The organism is Exiguobacterium qingdaonense (assembly GCF_018617855.1).
Taxonomy (GTDB): domain Bacteria; phylum Bacillota; class Bacilli; order Exiguobacteriales; family Exiguobacteriaceae; genus Exiguobacterium; species Exiguobacterium qingdaonense.
This window is the reverse complement of the sequence record NZ_JACSKY010000012.1, coordinates 1-20,782: the sequence shown is the minus strand read 5'-3', so window position 1 is coordinate 20,782 and position 20,782 is coordinate 1. Positions and strand designations below refer to the sequence as shown.

Annotated in this window: 20 protein-coding genes; 16 read left to right on the top strand and 4 right to left on the bottom strand. The window is 51.5% G+C overall.

Annotation, left to right across the window (positions count from 1 at the left end; translation table 11 throughout):
* Window positions 1-20 precede the first annotated feature (20 nt).
* Window positions 21-1,520 carry a SulP family inorganic anion transporter gene (locus KNP00_RS11930; RefSeq protein ID WP_240542874.1) on the bottom strand — a complete coding sequence of 500 codons (1,500 nt, stop codon included), beginning with the start codon at window positions 1,518-1,520 and terminating at the stop codon, window positions 21-23.
* A 182-nt stretch (window positions 1,521-1,702) separates the two neighbouring features.
* Here KNP00_RS11930 and KNP00_RS11925 point away from each other — a divergent pair, with 182 nt between their 5' ends.
* The 15 genes from KNP00_RS11925 (at window position 1,703) to KNP00_RS11855 (ending at window position 15,702) form a co-directional block, all read left to right on the top strand.
* Window positions 1,703-2,020, top strand: coding sequence for an ArsR/SmtB family transcription factor (locus KNP00_RS11925; protein WP_215145550.1), 318 nt, complete (start codon window positions 1,703-1,705; stop codon window positions 2,018-2,020).
* A 12-nt stretch (window positions 2,021-2,032) separates the two neighbouring features.
* The gene (gene arsD, locus KNP00_RS11920) at window positions 2,033-2,392 is read left to right on the top strand and encodes an arsenite efflux transporter metallochaperone ArsD (protein WP_215145548.1); all 360 of its coding nucleotides are present in this window, start codon (window positions 2,033-2,035) and stop codon (window positions 2,390-2,392) included.
* Window positions 2,393-2,405: 13 nt separating this feature from the next.
* Window positions 2,406-4,163: an arsenical pump-driving ATPase gene (gene arsA / locus KNP00_RS11915; RefSeq protein WP_215145546.1), complete on the top strand. Its 1,758-nt coding sequence runs from the start codon at window positions 2,406-2,408 to the stop codon at window positions 4,161-4,163.
* The gene (locus KNP00_RS11910; RefSeq protein WP_215145544.1) at window positions 4,160-4,438 is read left to right on the top strand and encodes an iron-sulfur cluster biosynthesis family protein; all 279 of its coding nucleotides are present in this window, start codon (window positions 4,160-4,162) and stop codon (window positions 4,436-4,438) included. Before arsA ends, KNP00_RS11910 begins: the two co-directional genes overlap by 4 nt.
* A 33-nt stretch (window positions 4,439-4,471) precedes the next feature.
* Window positions 4,472-5,758 carry an arsenic transporter gene (locus KNP00_RS11905; RefSeq protein WP_215145542.1) on the top strand — a complete coding sequence of 429 codons (1,287 nt, stop codon included), beginning with the start codon at window positions 4,472-4,474 and terminating at the stop codon, window positions 5,756-5,758.
* Window positions 5,759-5,770: 12 nt separating this feature from the next.
* Entirely contained in the window at window positions 5,771-7,429 is a 1,659-nt protein-coding gene (locus KNP00_RS11900; protein WP_215145540.1) for an FAD-dependent oxidoreductase, read from the top strand.
* A 50-nt stretch (window positions 7,430-7,479) separates the two neighbouring features.
* A complete protein-coding gene (locus KNP00_RS11895; protein WP_215145538.1) occupies window positions 7,480-7,650 on the top strand; it encodes a hypothetical protein in 171 nt (56 codons plus the stop codon).
* Between the two features lie 76 nt (window positions 7,651-7,726).
* A complete protein-coding gene (locus KNP00_RS11890) occupies window positions 7,727-8,071 on the top strand; it encodes a hypothetical protein (protein ID WP_215145536.1) in 345 nt (114 codons plus the stop codon).
* On the top strand, window positions 8,072-8,482 hold the full coding sequence (locus KNP00_RS11885) for a hypothetical protein (RefSeq protein WP_215145534.1): 411 nt from the start codon (window positions 8,072-8,074) through the stop codon (window positions 8,480-8,482).
* Between the two features lie 215 nt (window positions 8,483-8,697).
* A complete protein-coding gene (gene pulA, locus KNP00_RS11880) occupies window positions 8,698-11,619 on the top strand; it encodes a type I pullulanase (protein WP_215145532.1) in 2,922 nt (973 codons plus the stop codon).
* 205 nt (window positions 11,620-11,824) lie between these two features.
* Window positions 11,825-12,901 (top strand): nitric oxide synthase oxygenase, encoded by a 1,077-nt coding sequence (locus tag KNP00_RS11875; RefSeq protein ID WP_215145530.1) that lies wholly within the window; start codon window positions 11,825-11,827, stop codon window positions 12,899-12,901.
* 14 nt (window positions 12,902-12,915) lie between these two features.
* A complete protein-coding gene (locus KNP00_RS11870) occupies window positions 12,916-13,335 on the top strand; it encodes an RDD family protein (RefSeq protein ID WP_215145528.1) in 420 nt (139 codons plus the stop codon).
* A 122-nt stretch (window positions 13,336-13,457) separates the two neighbouring features.
* The gene (locus tag KNP00_RS11865) at window positions 13,458-14,309 is read left to right on the top strand and encodes a DegV family protein (RefSeq protein ID WP_215145526.1); all 852 of its coding nucleotides are present in this window, start codon (window positions 13,458-13,460) and stop codon (window positions 14,307-14,309) included.
* Window positions 14,310-14,328: 19 nt separating this feature from the next.
* The gene (locus tag KNP00_RS11860; RefSeq protein WP_215145524.1) at window positions 14,329-14,655 is read left to right on the top strand and encodes a thioredoxin family protein; all 327 of its coding nucleotides are present in this window, start codon (window positions 14,329-14,331) and stop codon (window positions 14,653-14,655) included.
* Window positions 14,656-14,817: 162 nt separating this feature from the next.
* Entirely contained in the window at window positions 14,818-15,702 is an 885-nt protein-coding gene (locus KNP00_RS11855) for a DUF5996 family protein (protein ID WP_215145522.1), read from the top strand.
* A gap of 38 nt (window positions 15,703-15,740) precedes the next feature.
* Here the strand turns inward: KNP00_RS11855 and KNP00_RS11850 are convergent, their stop codons facing one another.
* The 3 genes from KNP00_RS11850 to KNP00_RS11840 all read right to left on the bottom strand — a co-directional run bounded on the left by KNP00_RS11850 (window position 15,741) and on the right by KNP00_RS11840 (window position 19,582).
* Window positions 15,741-16,466, bottom strand: coding sequence for a DUF4261 domain-containing protein (locus tag KNP00_RS11850; protein WP_215145520.1), 726 nt, complete (start codon window positions 16,464-16,466; stop codon window positions 15,741-15,743).
* A gap of 84 nt (window positions 16,467-16,550) precedes the next feature.
* Window positions 16,551-18,872 carry an ABC transporter permease gene (locus KNP00_RS11845; RefSeq protein ID WP_215145518.1) on the bottom strand — a complete coding sequence of 774 codons (2,322 nt, stop codon included), beginning with the start codon at window positions 18,870-18,872 and terminating at the stop codon, window positions 16,551-16,553.
* Window positions 18,873-18,883: 11 nt separating this feature from the next.
* Window positions 18,884-19,582, bottom strand: a complete 699-nt coding sequence (locus KNP00_RS11840) for an ABC transporter ATP-binding protein (protein WP_215145516.1) — start codon at window positions 19,580-19,582, stop codon at window positions 18,884-18,886.
* A gap of 161 nt (window positions 19,583-19,743) precedes the next feature.
* Here KNP00_RS11840 and KNP00_RS11835 point away from each other — a divergent pair, with 161 nt between their 5' ends.
* On the top strand, window positions 19,744-20,574 hold the full coding sequence (locus KNP00_RS11835) for a DegV family protein (protein ID WP_215145514.1): 831 nt from the start codon (window positions 19,744-19,746) through the stop codon (window positions 20,572-20,574).
* Window positions 20,575-20,782: the final 208 nt, after the last annotated feature.

Genomic DNA, 20,782 nt, shown 5'->3' with positions numbered 1-20,782 from the left:
CGAATCGGGGAAATGATGAATCAGTGTCCCGCGTTCGCATCCTGTTGCTTCAAGTGAAGCGCGAGCGTGTTGAGCAGTTTTTCAGAGTCTTTGTTCAAGTTGAGAAGTTCCGGCTCGATTCCGACTTCACGATATTTAAAGACGACCTTATCGATTGCGCCGATGGCCGAATCGTCCCAAAGGTGCGTGTTCGCGAAATCGATTGTGACTGTGTTGACTCCTGCGTCGACGTCTTCTGTCACATCGAACTGATTGACAAATTCAGACGTCGAGGCGAAGAAGAGTTGCCCGTTGACCGTGTAGTCGACGCGATCCGACGAGACGTGACGGCCAAGGTCGACTTTTGAGATCTTGGCGGCGAACAAAATAGCAGCCGTCAAAATTCCACCGAGCACCCCGAGGGACAAGTCATGCGTGAAGACGGTGACGAGGACCGTGACGAGCATGACGACCGTATCCGACTTTTGAGCGGTACGCATCGCTTTGAGTGAGCCCCAGTCAAACGTCGCATACGAGACGAAGAACATGACGCCGACGAGCGCGCCGACCGGGATGAGCATGAGCACGTCGCTGACCGTCATGATCATGATGAACAAGGCGAGTCCGGCCGTGAACGTCGAGAGACGACCGCGAGCACCGGACGAGACGTTGATGACCGATTGACCGATCATCGCGCAACCAGGCATCCCGCCGAAGAATCCGGCGATGATGTTCGAAATCCCTTGACCGCGAGATTCACGGTTTTTGTTTGAGTCCGTACCGGTCATGTCATCGACGATTTGGGCCGTCAAGAGAGATTCAATCAATCCGACAAAAGCGAGCGAAATCGAGTACGGCAAAATAATCATAAGTGTCTCAAGCGTGAACGGTACATCCGGGAACAAGAAGTCCGGAAGCGTCGCGGAAATCGTTCCCATGTCACCGATATTTTTCGTCTCGAGTCCTAACGTGATCGCGAGAATCGTCATGACGACGATGGCGACGAGTGGAGCCGGGATGGCTTTCGTGACACGAGGGAACAAGAAGATGATGGCGAGTGAAGCGGCGACGATCGCCCAAATGATCCAGCTCTCGCCCTCAAAACTTGACAACTGCGCTTGGAAAATCAAAATGGCGAGCGCGTTGACGAAACCGACCATGACGGCACGTGGGATGAACTTCATCAACCGTGCGATTCCGAGATAGCCGAGCACGATTTGAATGATCCCCGTCAAAATCCCGGCGGCCAGCAAGTACTGTAGACCGTGATCGGCGACGAGCGAGACGACGACGAGCGCCATCGCGCCGGTCGCAGCCGAAATCATCGCAGGGCGTCCTCCGGCAATCGAGATGACCATCGCGATGATGAATGAAGCATAAAGTCCTACCATCGGGTTGACTCCCGCGATGAGGGAGAAGGCGATGGCTTCCGGGATGAGCGCCAAGGCGACGACGATTCCGGCCAAAATATCGGCTCGGATATTACCGAGCCATTCGTGTTTTAACGTATCCAATCTTTCCAAAAGAACACACCTTTCCATAGTGAATGATTTGATTTTCGAGTCTCACGAAAACCAAAAAGAAAAACTCCGTTCATTTTCAACGTGTTCCATCATACCGAATTCAATCCAAAATGACAATTGCTTCGAGAGAAAAACTATGTTATTTTCATAACGTAAATGTTATATAACGTAGTAGTTATATTATGTGGAGGGGATTGAATATGTACGCTGTAAATGAATTGAGTCAAGTGCTCAAGGTGCTCGGTGATCCGACACGATTGACGATGTTGAAACAGATGGAAGCGGGCGAACAGTGCGCCTGTAGCTTCGTCGATTGCTTTGACATCTCGCAACCTGCAATCAGTCGTCACTTGAAGATGTTGCGTCAAGCCGGACTGTTATTGGAGCGCCGGGATAAACAGTGGATTCATTATCGACTGAACGACACGAGTCCGTTCTATCCACTCGTCATTGATTTGGTGGCGAACCTAGAAACAGACGAACCGAGCTGTGACTGCGAACCAAACTGTGCCATATAAGGAGAGAAAAAGATGAAACTTGAAGTGTTTGAAGGAGCGATGTGCTGTCCGACGGGGTTGTGCGGACCGTCGATTGACCCAGAATTGACACGAGTGGCGACCATTCACTATGTGTTACAACAACGTGGGTTTGATGTGTCACGCTATAACCTTACGTCTGAGCCGAATCGCTTCGTCGAGAATGATGTCGTTAAAGCTGAAATCACAAACGGACTCGATTCGCTCCCGTTGACGCTAGTTGACGGCGAAGTCAAGAAGCGTGGGGCCTATTTGACAAATGAGGAGATGGCAGAATTGACGGGGTTACCGATCGCCTCGTTTGCCAAACAGGGTGGAGAAAAACCAAAAGTTCGAATCTCACTCAAAAAATAAGGAGCTGCTCACAGTGAAGCCATTTAATTTTCAGACGATTGAACCGACCCGTTACGTCTTCTTGACCGGGAAAGGCGGCGTCGGGAAGACATCAACGGCATCGAGTCTTGCATTGACTCTCGCCGATCGCGGCAAACGCGTCCTGCTCGTCTCGACCGACCCGGCGAGTAACTTACAGGACGTATTTGAAACGGAACTTGACGAGACGCCCCGTCTCATATCGAGTACGACACTCTCGATTGCCAACTTTGACCCGGAACAGGCAGCGAAACAATATATGGAACGTATGGTCGGACCTTATCGTGGCGTGTTGCCGGACGTGGCCATCCAATCGATGGAAGAGCAACTATCCGGTGCCTGTACGGTCGAAATTGCGGCGTTCGATCAGTTCACCGAGCTGTTAACGTCGGGGACGGCCCGCGAGCAATACGATCATGTCGTCTTCGACACGGCACCGACCGGACACACGCTTCGGTTGTTGACGTTACCGAGCGCATGGAACGAGTTTTTGGAGACGAACACGACCGGTGTGTCATGCCTCGGTCCGCTCGCCGGCCTCTCGGAGAAGCAACAACAATACAAACAAGCGGTCGATACGTTAGCTAACGGGAGTGAGACGACACTTCTTCTCGTCGCAAGACCGGATTTGTCGACACTCCTTGAGGCGGAACGTGCCGCTATCGAACTGAAGGCGATCGGCATCGAGCGGATGCAACTCGTCATCAACGGTGTCATCCCGTCGAATGAAGCGACGGACCGCTTCTCGAGAGCGGTCATCGAACGACAACAAGCCACGTTTCGTTCAATCCCAAAGGAACTCGTCTCGCTTCCGACGTTCACGCTACCTTATGCCTACGAAAACTTGGTCGGGATCCCGGCACTTCGACGCTGGGTAAGCGGGGAGGATGTTGATGTCACGCATGACTCGTACGAAACGGGGGCATACGATGAGGTCGATCAACTTGTCGATGCGATTGAGAAAGACGGACCAAGTGTCGTCATGACGATGGGGAAAGGCGGTGTCGGCAAGACAACGCTCGCCTCACTCATTGCCGTCGCTCTTCACGAACGAGGGCATCACGTCCACTTGACGACGACTGACCCGGCCGCACATGTCGCACTCTCGATCGGTGCAGACAAACCGGAGACGTTCACCGTCGACTCGATTGACCCGATCGTCGAAGTCGAGACGTATCGACAGGACGTATTTCTCCAGGCAGGGGAAGTGACCGATGAGCAACGTGCGATGCTCGAAGAGGACCTTAGGTCGCCTTGTACGGAAGAGATTGCTGTATTCCGTGCCTTCGCTGCACAAGTCGCCAAATCAACGGATCGCTTTGTCGTCATCGATACGGCACCGACCGGTCACACGCTACTTCTGTTAGATGCGACCGAAAGCTATCATCGGGAACTCGAGCGCTCGACCGGAATCGTCCCGGAATCGGTCCGCACGTTACTACCGAAACTGCGCGACCCGAAACAGACGCATGTCATCATTACAACGCTCCCCGAAGCGACACCGGTGTATGAGGCGGAACGTCTCGCGGCCGATTTGGCCCGGGCCTCGATTCAGCCGTTCGCCTGGGTCGTCAATCAATCGTTCACACCGCTTGACGTCACGAGCAAGCTATTGACTGCGAAAGTTGCAAGTGAAGTCCCATGGCTCGAGCGAGTGAACACGTATCCGCGTCCGACACTTCTCGCATGGCAGGAGCGACTGCCGGTCGGATATGCGTCTTTGTCTCAATTAATAAAGGAGGAAATGAAATGAAAATCACAAACGAAGCGGTCGCCTTTCTAAAGACGGCACTTGAAGAAGAACAGACACAATCTATCCGAATCGTGACAGAGGCGGGCTGCTGTGGCCCGACGCTCGGTCTAGCGGTCGCAACACCGGAAGAGACGGACGAGGTCAGCGAGTTCGACGGACTCACGTTTGCCGTCGCGAACGACGCGCGATCACTTTCAGAAAACGTCACGCTCGACGTCGAGTCGACGGAAGACGGTCTTACGCTCGTCTTGCACGGATTGCAACCATCTTGCTAAACAGACAAATAGATTATATTGGAGGAACTCATTGTGCAGTGGATTGCTAGTCTTATTTTTCTCGTGACACTTTTTCTCATCATCAAGCAACCGAAAGGACTTGGTATCGGTTACTCGGCGATGGGGATGGCTGTCATCGCCCTCATCTCGGGCGTCGTCAATTTGGATGACGTCGGCACGGTATGGGGGATTATCTGGAACGCGACGTTCACGTTCATCGCGGTGATCATCATCTCGCTCATTTTGGATGAGATCGGATTTTTCGAATGGGCCGCTCTACATATGGCTCGAATCGCCAAAGGTGGAGGAGTGAAGCTCTTCGTATACATCACGCTACTCGGTGCGCTCGTCGCGGCATTGTTTGCGAACGACGGGGCGGCGCTCATCTTGACGCCGATCGTCCTCGCCATGGTCCGGGCGCTCAAACTGCCGGACGCGGTCGTGTTGGCATACGTCATGGCTTCCGGATTCATCGCCGATACGGCGAGTCTCCCGTTCATCGTCTCGAACCTCGTCAATATCGTCTCAGCTGATTTCTTTGGCATCGGATTCGCCGAATATGCGGCACGAATGGTATTCGTCAACGTGTTCGCTGTCGCAGGTAGCCTGCTCGTCTTGTATCTGTATTTCAAAAAGGATATCCCGAAACGATATGACGCATCACAGCTGGCTGAGCCGGCGTCCGTCATCAAAGACCATACGATGTTCCGTTTATCATGGGTCGTGCTCGGGTTACTGGTCATCGGTTACTTCACGAGCGATGTGATCGGAGTTCCGGTCTCCCTCGTCGCAGGTGTCATCGCCCTGTTCTTCCTCGTGATGGCGAACCGCTCGTCTGCGGTAGAGACGGCACAAGTCGTCAAAGGCGCACCGTGGGCGATCGTCTTCTTCTCGCTCGGGATGTATATCGTCGTCTACGGATTACAAAACGCGGGTCTCACACAAGTGCTCGCCAACTTCATCGACTGGTTCGCGGTGAACACGTTCAGTGCCACGTTCGGGATGGGCTTCTTGGCTGCCATCTTGTCATCGGTCATGAACAACATGCCGACCGTCATGATTGACGCGCTCGCCATCGACTTGACGCGTACGACCGGTCAGATTCGGGAAGCGTTAATCTATGCGAACGTCATCGGGTCCGACCTTGGACCGAAGATCACCCCGATCGGGTCACTCGCGACGCTTCTTTGGCTCCACGTGCTCCGCACGAAAGGTCTTAAGATCGGTTGGGGGGAATATTTCAAAATCGGGATCATCTTGACGATTCCGACACTCGCCATCACGTTGCTCGGCCTATATATCAGCTTATTACTTTATTGAGGAGTGGAATATATGAAATTAGTCATCATTGGATCAGTTGCTGCCGGGACATCGGTCGCGGCAAAAGCGCGTCGGAATAACGAGGACGCTCAGATTACGATTTATGACCGAGATTACGATATCTCGTATTCAGGTTGCGGCATTCCGTATTATGTCGGCGGGGAAGTTGAATCGCGTGACGATTTGACACCACGTGACGCGGCGTTCTTCAAGAAACGCTACAATATCGACGTCTTGACACGCCATAACGTGACTGGGGTCGACAAGGATGAGAAGACAGTGACAGTGGAAAACTTAGAGACAGGTGACACGTTCACAGACTCCTATGATGTCCTCGTCCTCGCGACCGGTGCGACGAGCATCATCCCACCGCTCCCGGGCGTGAAGTCAGACAATGTTTTCCCGATTCGAAACATTCAACATGCGGAGGCGACGCGTTCATTCGTCGATTCGACAGACCCGAAACATGCGACGATCATCGGGGCAGGCTTCATCGGTCTTGAGATGGCAGAACAGTTGAAGCTACGTGGCGTCGACGTCACCATCATCGAGCGCGTGCCGCAAGTGATGCCACCACTCGACAAGGACATGGCGTGCCGCGCCGAGGAGCATCTCGAGAAGAATGGAATCGAGCTCATGCTCGGTGAGACCGTGACGGAACTTGTCGGTGACGGACATGTGGAACGGGTCGTCACGGAGAGCGGGAAGACGATCGAGACCGATCTCGTCATCTTGTCGGTCGGGGTTCGTCCGAACGTCGAGCTTGCCATGGCGATGGGTGTTGAGTTAGGCGAGACGGGTGCGATTGCCGTCAATGAGCGGATGGAGACGAACGTCCCAGACGTGTATGCGGCAGGAGACGTCGCGGAGAGCTTCTTGATCGTGACAGGAAAGCCGATCTGGCGCCCGCTCGGTTCGACAGCGAACAAGATGGGGCGGACCGCCGGCGACGTCATCACGGGTGGTCATCTCGAACATCGTGGGATTCTCGGGACGGGTATTTTCAAAGTGTTCGGGCTCGCCGTGGCACAGACCGGACTTGCCGAAAAAGAAGCACGTGAACTCGGATATGATATCGAGGTGCTTCATAATACAAAGCCAGACAAACCAGCCTACATGGGCGGGAAGGATATGACGATCAAGGCGGTCGCGGATCGTGCGACGCGTCAACTGCTCGGTGTCCAAATCGTCGGCTTCGAAGGAGTCGACAAACGAATCGACGTCTTCGTCACGGCCATCACGCTCAAAGCGAAAGTGGACGACCTGTTCCACCTCGACCTCGCGTACGCGCCGCCGTTCTCGACAACGAAAGACCCGGTCATGTATACAGGGATGGTCCTGTCGAACAGTATCGACAAGGCGGCACGACTCATCACACCGGCCGAGCTGCAGTCACGAATCGATGCCGGGGAAGACATGCAAATCATCGATACACGGAAAGCTTCACAGTTCGAGAAGGCGTGTGTCGATTGTGCGGTCAACGTCCCGCTAGGTAACCTCCGCGAAGCGGCGAAAGACATGGACAAGGACAAGCCGACCGTCGTCTATTGTAACGGCGGGGTGACGGGGAACGCGGCACAAAACGTGCTCCGTAACCTCGGTTTCACCGACGTGTACAACTTGTCAGGCGGGAACAAGAACTATCAGTTGTTCAAAAAATACGGGAACTGAACAAGACGACGTCCATTGCGGGCGTCGTTTTTTGTTATGCGTAACGATTAATGATTCAAACATACTCGAGACAACCTTCACGGAGAAAGAGAAAAGACCATCAGTGGGAGATTGATGACAATGCGAGACGCGGGATGAAATACAAGCACAAAGACGAGGCACATCAACTTTACAACCAGTTGATCATCGATGAATCGGGAGTACGTGACCGATTTCTTTAATTTTCGTTTACAAATATCAACTTTAAAGATATACTTTAAATATACTTTAAGAGACGACTTTAAAGGGGGTCATGCAATGAAAATCGATCATCGTAACATTTACACCCCAACCGAACTATCAAAAGGTGGGATTTCCAAAGTTATCGCCAGCATCAAGAAAAATGCGGCAGAAATCTTTGTCGTCAGAAGTTCTCGCTCTGATGAAGAGATGGCCATCATGTCTGTTGAACGTGCAGAACATCTCCTTCAACTTGAGGAGATGTTAGACCAATCGATCGATGCTCAAATTCTTCAAGAGTTTGAGGAACGCAAAGCCTTGGGATTTGAACCAGTTGACTTTGAGCCAGATCCAACGACCGAACTCTCGGAAGAAGAACGTTATATCCCACGTAGCAAACGCCAAAAGGCGGGTGTTCTCTGAGTGAGTATGAAGAGCGATCATTTCTGGCAGGATTTTGCCGACCAAATGATGGAAGAGCATTCTGTGAATTTCAGGGTCACAGCCCAGTCCAAACGCGACCTCAAAGACTATTATTCAAAGAGGCGTCATTTTGAGGTGGCGGATGAGATTGAAGGTCGCATCATTTCAGGGATGTATCCTCCACCATCCGGTACGGCCAATCACTTGGATGCACCAGATCACATGTACGGCAAAATTAAGAACAGAAAGACCGGGCTACGAGTTATTTACTATCCTTATGTCGAGGAAAGCATTGACCATTTCTTACTGCTCATTGCAGGTCCTCGTTCAGATAATGAGGTATACAATGAGCTGAAGTCTCGTCTTCTAAGTACAGGACGTCCTGAACACGACATTAGAAAATATCGATAATGGGGATGGATTCAAAAGATTAACCATAGAAGAAATTTTGACGGATTGCGCCAAGATGAGCGGCATCCGTCTTTTTAGTTCCTTGTCCTTAGACGATTTGTAAGGGAATGATGCCAATTGACTCTTTTCTAAAATAACGTTGCACCGCAATAGGAAACCGTTTACAATTTTTGTGTAAGCGTTTTCCTAAAACAGTGCTACAAGGAGGGACCTTCATGGTCAAAAATCAGTGGAAACCCGTATGGGCAATTGTGCTAACGTTTGCACTAATTGTTTCGATGTTTCCGATGCCGACGTCCGCTTTGGACAAAGGGGAGTCGACGTTAGTCGTCGTCCATTATCAAGAGGCGCCGGATAACGAGAAGGATTGGAACTTATGGCTTTGGGCGAATGGCCCGGATTACTTCCCGAATAAAGGATTTGCCTTCAATGGGGAAGATACGTTTGGAAAGGTGGCGGCTTACGAATTCCCGGTCGACTCACCTGAAAAGATCGGTCTCATCGTCCGAACGGACAACTGGGACAAAGATAAAGGGTCAGAGAACGACCGCTTCATCACGAGCGACATGATTCAAGACGGTGTCGCAGAAGTGTGGATCAAGTCAGGCGACCCGACGATTTATACGTCAAACCCGGACGGGGAGACGGCTTCGACGGAAATCGATATAACAGTTCACTATTTCCGTTACGATAATACATATACGGACTGGGGTCTATGGGCTTGGCCGGACGGTGGGGACGGTCAGAGTATCACATTCGATGAAACGGATGATTTCGGTGGTGTCACGAGCGTGAAACTCGCCAACCCAGAATCGAAAAAACTCATGGGCTTGATTACGAAAAAAGGAGAATGGTCAGAGAAAGACGGAGAAGACCGATTCGCTCTCAGTACAGCGAACGAAATTTGGCTCGTCGAAGGGGATTCGACAATCTACTATTCAGAGCCACAAATCGATCGTTCTCCGAAACTCGTTTCATTCTCGGCGGACACGTTCCGCGAAGCGACACTCGCGACGAACCGTGTCATCACGGATGCGTTCATCGATGAGTTGAGCGTAGACGGGGCGACGGTGGAATCGATTGAAAAGGCTAGCGACAAGTCGGTGACGATTCAATTCAAAGCAGACATCGATTTAGCGAAAGTCATTAAAGCCTCGCACCCGGAGTTTGGCGAACAGACGCTCCAAGCCGGTACCGTGCTCCGGTCGCCAGAGTTTGACGCAAAATATGCATACGACGGTAAACTCGGGATCTCGTACGAAAAGTCGAAGACGAAGTTTGTTCTTTGGGCACCGACGGCTCAACAAGTCGAGCTCGAGCTTTGGAATATGCCGACAAATCGACCGACGAACGAAAAGGATATGAAAAAAGCCATTAAAATGAAACGTGGAGAGCGCGGCACATGGGTGACCGAAGTGCGTGGCGACCTCGACGGTATCGGTTACACGTATCAGGTGACACATGCGACCGGGAAGGTCCGTGCGGTCGACCCATACGCGACGGCTGTCGGTGTGAACGGTGATCAAGGAGTGGTCGTCGATCTGAAAGAGACGGACCCGAAACGGTGGAACTCGATGAAGCCGAAGTTGAAGCAATCGACGGATGCGATCATCTACGAGACACATGTCCGTGACCTCTCGATCTTTGATGTGAAGACCGACAAGTATGACTCAGGAATTAAAAACAAAGGCAAATATCTCGGTGTTATCGAGCCGGGAACGCGCCTTCTCATCAATGGGAAGAAAACAGCGACGAAAACCGGACTCGATCACATGAAAGACCTCGGCGTCACACACGTACAGTTCATCCCGGTCTATGACTTCAACACGGCATCGGTCGATGAGACGAACCCGATGGCGACATACAATTGGGGATATGACCCGAAAAACTATAATGCGCCAGAAGGATCGTATTCAACCGATCCTTACGACGCCAAAGTACGCATCATGGAAATGAAGCAGATGATTCAAGGTTTACATGACAACAACCTACGTGCGGTCATGGACGTTGTGTATAATCACATGTTCGATGCGCAGGCGTCAAACTTGCATAAAATTGTACCTGGCTACTATTACCGTTACACGGCTGGTGGTGATTTCGCCAATGGCACAGGTGTCGGGAACGATACGGCATCCGAACGGGCGATGATGCAAAAACTCATCGTCGACTCAATCGTCTACTGGGCGAAAGAGTATCATTGGGACGGGTTCCGTTTCGACTTGATGGGCATCCATGATGTCGAGACGATGAACAAGGTGCGCGCGGCGTTGAACGAAGTAGACAAGTCGATTCTCGTCTTCGGAGAAGGATGGGATCTTGGTACGCCACTCGCTGCCGAGTTAAAGGCGAACCAAAAGAACGCTTACGACATGCCGGGCATCGCCCACTTCAACGACAACATTCGTGACGGACTGAAAGGAAGCGTCTTCTTCGATGACGACAAAGGATTCGTCAACGGAAAAGAGGGCATGGAGAATCGCGTGAAGACGGGAATCGTCGGTGAGATCGCCTATAGCGACACGATCAAAGGATTCACGAAAGAACCGACGCAAGCGATCACATACGTCGAAGCCCATGATAATCACACTCTTTGGGATAAATTGGAGCTGACGAACCCGATCGCTTCTGAATACAATAAAACGAAGATGCACCGCCTCGCCTCGAGTATCGTATTGACGAGTCAGGGGACGACGTTCCTTCATGCCGGACAGGAGTTCATGCGCACGAAGGAAGGCGACCATAACTCGTACAAGTCACCGGACTCGATCAACCAGCTCGACTGGAAACGTGCGGCCGACCGCAAGGCGGACGTACAATACATGAAAGGCTTGATTGAGATGCGCAAGGCGAACCCTGGTCTCCGGATGACGAAAGCGAGCGACGTGAAACGGTTCTTGACGTTCCATAAAGCCGAAGCGAACGTCATCACGTACACGATTGACGAGGATGCGCCTGGTCAAAAGAACGATTTGTTCATCACACATAACGCCAACCCGACAAATGTCCGAATCACCCTTCCGAAAGGGAAGTGGAACGTGATTGTCGATGGCAACCGTGCCGGAACGAAAACGCTCAAGCGCGTGTCAGGGAAGATTCGTGTCCCTGCCTATAAAACGTTCGTTTTAGAACGCAACTAAATGTTGGCCCCACTTCATGACGAAGTGGGGTTTTTGAATAAAGAAGGTCACAAAGGGGGCGGCATGAGATGAGGGAGGTTTCATAATGTGAACGAAAACAGCGGTCATGGCGATTGAGACTGTCGAGTGCAAGGATAGATGGTTGAAACCGAGGTCTCTTTTTCTCTAAAATGAAAAAGAGAGAATGAGTGAGGAGACATATGAGATGAACCTATACGACCAAGCGAGCGACTGGCTTTTGCAATGGCATGATGCCCCTTCCGAGCGCTTACGACAAATAAAAGATGAAATCGAGCGCACGGGCACTTACACGTTGACGACCGAGGAGCTATGTGAAGGGGCCAAGATGGCTTGGCGAAACTCGAACCGCTGCATCGGACGTTTGTTTTGGCAGACGCTCCACGTGATCGACGCACGGGATGCCGAGACGTTTGACGACGTCTACGCTCGACTGGTCGATCATCTTCAGATCGCCACGAACGGTGGGAAAATCCGTTCGACGATGACGGTCCTGCCAAACGAGTTCAAGTTGCTCAATACACAGCTGATTCGATACGCAGGTTATGAGACACCGGACGGAATCATCGGCGACCCGTTGTCTGTCACGATGACGAAACAGGCAGCACGTCTCGGATGGGTCGGGGCGGGCACGCCGTTCGATGTCCTTCCACTCATGATTACGGACGGACGAGACGTCCGTCTCTATGAATTGCCGAGTGAGGCAGTGCTCGAGGTGGACATCGAACATGAAGAAGTCGATTTGTTCGACGGCCGAGCGATCAAATGGCATGCGGTTCCCGCGATTGCCGATATGGAGCTTGAGATCGGAGGCCTCCGCTTTACCTCGGTACCGTTCAACGGATGGTATATGGAGACGGAGATCGGTGCCCGTAACCTCGCAGACTCCGACCGCTATAACTTATTGCCGCTCGTCGGTCAATCGCTCGGGCTCGATACGACGAGAGAACGCTCGCTTTGGCGTGACCGTGCCCTCGTCGAGTTGAACATCGCTGTCCTTCAATCGTTCGAACGGGCGGGCGTCACGATTGTCGACCATCATACCGCCGCCAAACAGTTCAAACGGTTTGAGAAGAACGAACGGGAAGCGGGACGTGACGTCACCGGTCAATGGAGTTGGCTCATCCCGCCATTATCGCCTGCGACGACGCACGTCTTCCATGAGCATTATAATGACATCATCAAGACGCCGAAGTTATCCGCGAGAAGCGGGTGTCCGTTCTCAGGGTTTCATCAGCCGATAAAAGAGGAATTGAAAGGCTAGAACCGAGAGAAAGGATGATTGCCGTGGCAGTCCCACTTTGGAAACGAGCCGTCGCCGGTCAAATCGACCAAGTCGTCTTTCAGACACCGGCCAAACTCATTGAAAAGGCAATTCGAAAAAAGGTTTGGCCGGACAAGGAAGTGAAACGATATTACTTGCCCACTGTTGTGACGATGGCCGGAGAAGTCTACTGTATGCTGTATCAAAACGGTCAGACGTTGGGTGACCGGGTCGTCGGAATTAAAGTCGTGAGTGCGGACGGTCGCCCACTCTCCTTTGAACAAGCGATGAAACGGACGCTCTACAAGGATGTCGTGTACCCGGCGACACTCGGGATCCCGCTCATTCGAGCGCTTCAACAGATGAAGTCGAACAAAGATCTCGAGTTGCCGCACGATGAGTTCGCCCAGACGAAGTTGATTTCGACGAAGTGAGGAGAGGCAGGACGACGGTGTCGTCCTGTTTTTACGTCTCGTTCGTCGGGTAGGAATCGCGGAAGGAAATAAGGTATAATGGGATTGGACAAAAATGAACGACCATTGGAGGATCTTTAGTTATGACAAAAATCGCATGGATTACCGACAGTATGGCCAACTTCTCTCAAGAAGAGGCAGAACGTCTCGGGGTAGACATCGTTCCGATTCAGTTGATTGTGGACGGCAACGGCTATAATGAAACAAATCTCTCGCTTGAAGACTTGCATCGGTATATGATTGACCAAAAGAAAGAAGCGAAGACGTCACAACCGATTTTCGGGGACTTTATCGCACGCTATGAGCGCTTGAAAGAGGAAGGATATGACTGCGCCATCGCCGTCCACTGCTCGAACGGATTGAGCAGCACGGTGAAGAACTCAAAAGCAGCGGCAGAGGCGGCTGACTTCAAAGTATATGCGATCGACTCGCACGCCGCCCTCGAAGCGCAACAGGAGCTCGTCCGAATCGGCAAGGCCGCTGAACAAGAAGGAAAGTCGGTCGAGGAAATCGTCGCACTGCTCGAGGCGTGGCGCGACAAGAAAAACTTCTTCATGATTATCGGAAACATGGAGACGATGCGCCGCGGTGGCCGCGTTTCTTCGGGTGAGCTGTTCCTCGCGAACATCTTGAACATCAAGCCGATTATCACGCTCGATGAGACGGGGAAAGTCATCCCGTTCAAAAAGGCCCGTTCGTTGAAGAAGGCCTATGCGGAGATGGTCGGTGAACTCGAACGCCGTCATGCGGAAAATGGTGTGAAGGACAATCGTGTCTTCGTGCAGACGGCACGCGCACCAAAGATGCAAGATGACTTTGTCGCGCTCATCGAGTCGAAACTGCCGGACCTCGAAGTGGTACGGACAAGGTTCTGCCCATCCATCGCGGTACATGCCGGATTTGAGACGGTCGGTGTCTTGTGGCTTGACGCTTAATCATTAGGAGGAATGCAAGATGGAAGCAATGACAACCTTGACTGGATTGAATGACCGGATTATGAGCACGGAACAACTGCTTGTATACGTGTCACATCCGGGATGCAGTGTCTGTCATGCGCTGAAACCTCAAATCGAAGAAATGCTTCAACAATTTCCAACAATCGAGGCGGTCGCAGTGGATTCGGACGAAGTCCCTGAAGTTGCAGGGACATTCTCCATCTTCACCGTCCCGGTCGTCCTCTTTTTCATCAACGGGAAAGAGATGCTTCGCCGGGCACGATTCGTCCCGATCGGAGAGTTGACGCATCAACTCGAACGCATGCAACAAATGAGACAAATTTGAATGTAGCCCTTCATCCTTTCATCGGATGAAGGGTTTTTTCCACGGATTATCGGGTAAATACCCGACTGAAGGGGCGAGTCGCCTCGGGGGAACGATATGATCAAGAGCGTGACCCGATAACCCCAGACATCGCATGCTGAGAGAAGGATGAGAGGGTGATGGATGATGCACATTCCACTGCATTCAGAATGGCACGATACGAAATTGACCTTACATTTGATTTCGCAGTTACTTGGAAAGATCAAGCTTCAATTGGCCCCGCCCGAGCCGCAATGGGGACATGTCTCATTGCCACTCACGGTACATGGGTTTACGACAGGGCTGTTGTTTGAAGGGGAGCGGGCACTCCAGATTGATGTGGACTTGTTGACGTCTTGCCTGGTCGTCCATGTCGAAGATCAGACGGACGCCATCCCGATTGAAGCAGGGAAAACGATTAAGTCGTATCATGATGATCTGTTTGCTCGATTGCGGATGCATGGGGTAGAGGTTCGCATCAATCCAAAGCCGCAGGAGATGACCTTCCAAGGACTTCTCGATACGGACGAGACACCGCTCGCCTATGAAGCGGCCTATGCTCGGCAAGGGTTGAGACTGTTTCAACGGGCGGCACATGAACAACTGACGTACTTATCCAAGCTACGGTGCCGGAAGATTAAACCAGCACTCTTTTGGGGCACGTTTGACGTGTCGTCGCTCGTCATCTACCCGATTGAACAACCGTTCCCGGAAGACAAGGTGATCGAGCGCGTCGCTTTCGACGAGCAGTTGGTTGAATTCGGATTTTGGATTGGAGATGAGATGACGGAGCGACCGAGCTATTTCGTGTTACCGTACCCGTTCCTGTTCAGACCGATTCCGACGGAGACGCTGAAACCGAGCACCGCTTACTATGACGCGGAGAAGAGTGAGTTTTTCTTGCCGCTTCATGAACAGACGAGCGGACAAGTGCAAGAATTTTTGTCCACGTCATTTGAGATTTTGATGGGAGAAATGGACTGGGCGACACATGACCATTTCTTCATCCCGCTAAAACTAAAGGAATGAGTAAAAAAATGGAGCGCTCAGCGGCGCTCCATTTTTACTTATTCAGCTGCTTGTGGCACGAGGTAGATTAAACCGAACGGGTTGTGAAGCAAATTGTCGATGGTCGTCCGTTCGTCTTCGCCCATCTCGACCGTAAAGGCACGCCCGTCTTCGAACGCGAAACGGTCACCATCTCCGAACATCGTCCCCCCTGAAATGAGGTGGAAGTTGAACGAGTGGATGATGTGGATGGCATCTTCGATGTCGAGTGTCATCGGTACGGCCACATCCGCATGCCCGAACGCTTTCATCCCCCAAGACATATAGGCGTTCTCTTCTTCCGTGATCGCCGTCAACAGCGAGTAGTCGAGCGCAAGGTCTTCCTCTTTTGACTCTTGCCATTCCTCTTTCGAATAGGCGACGCCGGCCGATTCGACCATGACACCGAGCCCGCCTGCGTTCAATACCGCGTTCGCGGCGCGACGTGCGGCAGCGACGTCCGTCAAATCGTTGACATCGACAATTAAATAGACGATGTGCGTGTGGCGTGCGAGTCCTTTCGCGACTTTTGGTGTAAATCCGCCAGAACTGGCGTGAATCATGGCCTCGGCAAGGGCAGGGTCCCGTTCCACGGCCTCTACGGTGAACGCTTTACCCGTTTCATCTTCGAGCAACAACAGACCGGCCATCGTGTAGCCTTCACTATGTAAGCTGATTTGTTCGCTGACATTCTCTGCGGAAGACCAATTCCCTGGAATGGCGAGCATAACTTGTGTACGATTCATGTCAATCATCCTTTTCTGCAAAAGTTAGGCCCCTCCCCGGGAGAGGCCTAGTCTATCTCTTATTATGCCCTATTTCAGCATAAATTATTCTTGATATGTTTTTAATACTTCTTGAAGCGGGATGTGATCGATTTTTCTTCGGCTGATGAACGTGCTTAGGAAGAAGATGAGAACGACCGCGCCGAGCGTAAAGACGATATAGAACCACTCGAACTCGAGCGGGAGCACGATCCCGTAGTCTTCTGCAAAAACGACGACGACCATTCGAAGCGTCAATAGGGCGATCGGAATACTTACGAGAGCGGAGCCGAGCGCATACACGAAGTAGCTGTTCAAAATCATCGAACGAACCTCTCGTTTCTGATACCCCATTACTTTGAGTAAGGAAATCACGTAATAATTTTTCTCGACCGTCAGCGCCGTCAAGACGAACAGGATGCTGAACGCAATCAATGATGCGCCGCCGATCAAGACGTTCATCATCAAGTTCATATATTGATTGATGGACTGTGACTGTTCAATCAACCCTTGGCGAGACAAGATGGTCGTGTAGTCCGATTCGTTCGGTCTCTCTAGCGCATAGACGCCGTTGAACAATTCGTCCGTCGTTCCGTCGCTCAACAATTCACTTAATGTTGCCCGAGGCAGATAGGCGAAGTCCCCGGAAAAATCGTCCGCGATCCCGATGATCGGATACGTCAAGGTGTCTTCATCGAGCTCGATATCGACATCCTGTCCGACCTCGATTCCGAGTTTTAGAGCGAGCGATGAGGAGATGATCAGTCCGTCGGTTTCTGGGACCAGCTCGTCGCCTGACTCGTTTTGAAGTCGGAATAGCGTATTGTCGTCACTCAACCCTTTCAAGGTGATGAGTTGGTCGTCGATGAAGGCGAACGGATAGGTGAGGAACGGTTCTTGACCTTCCTCAATAGGTGGTGCCCCGTCCGTATACGCCTCGTATTCATACTCCGCGTCGTTCAATCCCCCCACGGTCATCCGGTCGACGGCGCCGTTCATCATGAGAGCGAAAACGATGAGAATCGTCGAGAACAAAATACCGAAGAAGAAAATGAGGAAGCTTCCCGTACTCTTGACGGCATACAAGTATTTGAATTTCGTCTTGCCGTTCGCCCGCTTCAACAGTCGGCTGACGAGACGACTGAGTCGATTCAATGAGACGTTGTCCCGCGGTGATAAGAGGGAGAGGGCACTCTCACCCATCAATTTATAGATGACCGCACCCGCGACGAGAGCGAAGAAAAGAAGCGGGGCAAACACAGCGGTCAAGAAGACGAGCGGACTTTGGGCGATCGTGATGGACGGCAAGAGATAAAACTCAAGATATAACTCTTTCAATGGATTGGCAAAATAAAGTCCTAGGAAATAACCGGCGATGAGCATGAAGAAAGCGAAAATTAAGATGAGCACCAAATAGGGCGCAGCGATTTGACGCCGACTGTAGCCGATCGCTTTTAAAAGTCCGATTTGTCCTCGTTCTGCCTCGAGCATGTTTGAAATCAAAATACCGACGATGATGACGGCGATTGAGACGATAAAGAGGCTAAGCCCGAGTGCCATCGCCTTACCAGAAGAAATTTCACTATAGACGGCGCCACTGCGAATGATGTTCTCGGTTTCCATGACCGATACGACAAACGGTAGATCGAGGTCGGTCTGAATCGTTGAGTCCGATGTTCCGGCTAAGCGGAACGACTCCTGTCCGATCGTCGATTCGAACGATTCGTCCGTCATGAGCATGAGAGTTTGGGAACCGGGATCGAGATTGAACAAGTTGTCGTCAAAGAGCGGCAAGGTGTAGTCAGGGAAGAGAACGAACCCGCTCACCGTGAACGGTTGACCGAGATCGATCGTGTCGCCGATTTCAATCCCGTTTTCTTCAGCGTACGTTTTGTTGAGGGCGACCTCTTCGTCCGTACTCGGTCTTGCTCCTGCTTCAAGGTAGGAGCGATTGATCGTGTCCGATTCTTTGACGAGCAGTCCACGATGTTCGGCATCCCCTAATGTATAGGTGATAGCCTTCAGGTCGCGGAGTTCGATCGTTGCGTCTGGCATCTCTTCTTCGACCGCTTCGATACGCGAAGCAATCAAACGGTCAAACACACTTTCATCGGCCGGTTTGATGTCGGCCAAGGTGAATATTCCTGAACCGGCTAAAGCGGCGACATCGGGGTCACGCATTTCTTCTTCGGTCACCCGGTTGAGCATCTCGACCGCAAAGTCTTCCTGATTCGCCCCTTCTAAATATTCCTCGGTCGGGACCTCGATTCCGCTGATGCCGTAGAACATCATCGTGTACGTGAGTGAACTCATGACGATGATGACGGCGATGGCAAGCAGTTGCATCCACTTCTTACCGAGAGTTTTCCACACGTTTTTAAACAGCATGTCGCACCTCCTTATCCCCAATGAATGTCGCGTGCCGCGACCCGGGTGTCATGATGGGTCACTTCCGTGATGCGACCGGAGTTCATCTTGATGACATCATCCGCCATCTCACTGATTCCATTGTTATGCGTGATGACGACAATCGTCTTTTCATACGTCTCGCTCAAACGTTCCAACAGCTCGAGCACTTTCTTCGAACTTTCCTCGTCAAGCGATCCTGTTGGTTCGTCACAAAAGACGATGTCTGGATTTTTGGCAAGGCTTCTCGCGACAGAGACGCGTTGTTGTTCCCCGCCAGACAATTGATATGGATATTTGTCACGTGCGGCCGCGAGTCCTACTTGTTCGAGTAGTTCGTCAATCGACAGCGGGTCTTTCGTCAAGTCGGAACCGATTTGGACGTTTTCATAGACGGTCAAATTTTGGAGCAGGTTGTATTGTTGGAAAATGAAGCCGAGATGATCTCGTCGAAAAGTCGTCATTTGTTCAGGGGAGAGGTCGGTGAGCACCGTGTCCTTGAATGTGATCTTGCCGGAGGTGACGGTATCGAGCCCGCTGATGACATTCAGTAATGTACTTTTGCCACTTCCGCTCGGTCCGAGGATGACGACGAACGCACCATCCTGAATGGTAAGGTCGATGTCTTTCAAAGCGGCCGTCTCCACATCGCCGGATTTGTATATCTTATTGACGTTCTGTAATTGAATCATACGTTTCATGCCTCCTTTATTCGTTATGTATAGTGTACCCTGCCGAGTGAATGATGCGACACAATGTGGGCAAAACGTTTTGAAAAAATAGTGAAACCGGAGCACCTGTGATAAAATAATATAACCAGGTACTAAAAAACTTTTTTAAAGGAGAAATTTTTATGAAGATTGCCTATATTACGGATAGCACGATTGTGTTACCAGATGCTTTGGTCGGACACCCTGATATTCACATCGTGCCACTCTATGTCGTCAAAGGAGAACAGCCCTATAAAGACGGAATCGAAGTCGATGCGAAAACGGTTTATGAATGGATTGACGCGGGGGAACGCGTATCGACGAGCCAGCCGGCAATCGGGGACTTCGTTGAACTTTACGAGAAGTTGAAAGAAGAGTATGACATGGGGATTGCGATTCACCTGTCCTCGGAGTTGAGCGGGACGTATTCGGCATCCGTACAAGGTGCTGAGATTGCCGAATTCAAGCTCCTCGCCATCGATTCACGGGCAGGCATTTATACGATGGGGAAACTGTTCGAGGAGATGATTGCGCGGATCGAGCGCGGGGATGCGCTTGAGGATGTGGAAGCATACATGAAGGAACGGGTCGAGGACGTCCGAATCGATTTGATCCTTCAAAATTTGACGCAAATGCAAAAAGGAGGACGAATCTCAAAATCGAAAGCGCTCATCGGGAATATGCTTCAATTGAAGCCGGTACTTCGATTTGAGGACGGTTTGATTGTCCCTCATCAAACTGTTCGGACGTATAAAAAAGCACAGGCCGAGCTGTTTGAAGTGTTGCGGACAGCGATTGAGTCAGGAGAGTGTCAGGACGTCTCAATCTTCCACGGGAACGTACCAGAGCTTGCTGAAGAGTGGAAAACGAAGCTCGGTGACACGGTTCCGATTCGAATTGATACGCTCGCGCCACTTTTAGGTGCCCATACCGGTTCCGGATCGCTCGGGATCTCATATCTCAAAACGAAATAGTGGGGAAGGCGGTGCTCATGTGAGGACCGCCTTTTGACGATTAGCATGGGAAATGGAGATGTCATGATTTTCCCGTTATCCTATTGTCTTAACTTGTGAACTACTCACCACTTATTTGTTTCGCAAATTGAAGGGGGAGCTTCTTGGGAAGACCGTGCTCTTACCAGCCACGGTTATGGACCAAGCTCGTCGGGCAGTCCCTGCCCTG

What these genes read in the sequence shown, in the direction of transcription:
- KNP00_RS11865 (WP_215145526.1), top strand. Translation starts at nt 13,458, where the DNA reads ATGACAAAAATCGCATGGATTACCGACAGTATGGCCAACTTCTCTCAA.
- pulA (WP_215145532.1), top strand. Translation starts at nt 8,698, where the DNA reads ATGGTCAAAAATCAGTGGAAACCCGTATGGGCAATTGTGCTAACGTTT.
- KNP00_RS11840 (WP_215145516.1), bottom strand. Translation starts at nt 19,582, where the DNA reads ATGATTCAATTACAGAACGTCAATAAGATATACAAATCCGGCGATGTG.
- arsD (WP_215145548.1), top strand. Translation starts at nt 2,033, where the DNA reads ATGAAACTTGAAGTGTTTGAAGGAGCGATGTGCTGTCCGACGGGGTTG.
- KNP00_RS11925 (WP_215145550.1), top strand. Translation starts at nt 1,703, where the DNA reads ATGTACGCTGTAAATGAATTGAGTCAAGTGCTCAAGGTGCTCGGTGAT.
- KNP00_RS11890 (WP_215145536.1), top strand. Translation starts at nt 7,727, where the DNA reads ATGAAAATCGATCATCGTAACATTTACACCCCAACCGAACTATCAAAA.
- KNP00_RS11870 (WP_215145528.1), top strand. Translation starts at nt 12,916, where the DNA reads ATGATTGCCGTGGCAGTCCCACTTTGGAAACGAGCCGTCGCCGGTCAA.
- KNP00_RS11855 (WP_215145522.1), top strand. Translation starts at nt 14,818, where the DNA reads ATGATGCACATTCCACTGCATTCAGAATGGCACGATACGAAATTGACC.
- KNP00_RS11850 (WP_215145520.1), bottom strand. Translation starts at nt 16,466, where the DNA reads ATGAATCGTACACAAGTTATGCTCGCCATTCCAGGGAATTGGTCTTCC.
- KNP00_RS11895 (WP_215145538.1), top strand. Translation starts at nt 7,480, where the DNA reads ATGATTCAAACATACTCGAGACAACCTTCACGGAGAAAGAGAAAAGAC.
- KNP00_RS11875 (WP_215145530.1), top strand. Translation starts at nt 11,825, where the DNA reads ATGAACCTATACGACCAAGCGAGCGACTGGCTTTTGCAATGGCATGAT.
- KNP00_RS11930 (WP_240542874.1), bottom strand. Translation starts at nt 1,520, where the DNA reads ATGGAAAGGTGTGTTCTTTTGGAAAGATTGGATACGTTAAAACACGAA.
- KNP00_RS11900 (WP_215145540.1), top strand. Translation starts at nt 5,771, where the DNA reads ATGAAATTAGTCATCATTGGATCAGTTGCTGCCGGGACATCGGTCGCG.
- KNP00_RS11910 (WP_215145544.1), top strand. Translation starts at nt 4,160, where the DNA reads ATGAAAATCACAAACGAAGCGGTCGCCTTTCTAAAGACGGCACTTGAA.
- KNP00_RS11860 (WP_215145524.1), top strand. Translation starts at nt 14,329, where the DNA reads ATGGAAGCAATGACAACCTTGACTGGATTGAATGACCGGATTATGAGC.
- KNP00_RS11835 (WP_215145514.1), top strand. Translation starts at nt 19,744, where the DNA reads ATGAAGATTGCCTATATTACGGATAGCACGATTGTGTTACCAGATGCT.
- KNP00_RS11845 (WP_215145518.1), bottom strand. Translation starts at nt 18,872, where the DNA reads ATGCTGTTTAAAAACGTGTGGAAAACTCTCGGTAAGAAGTGGATGCAA.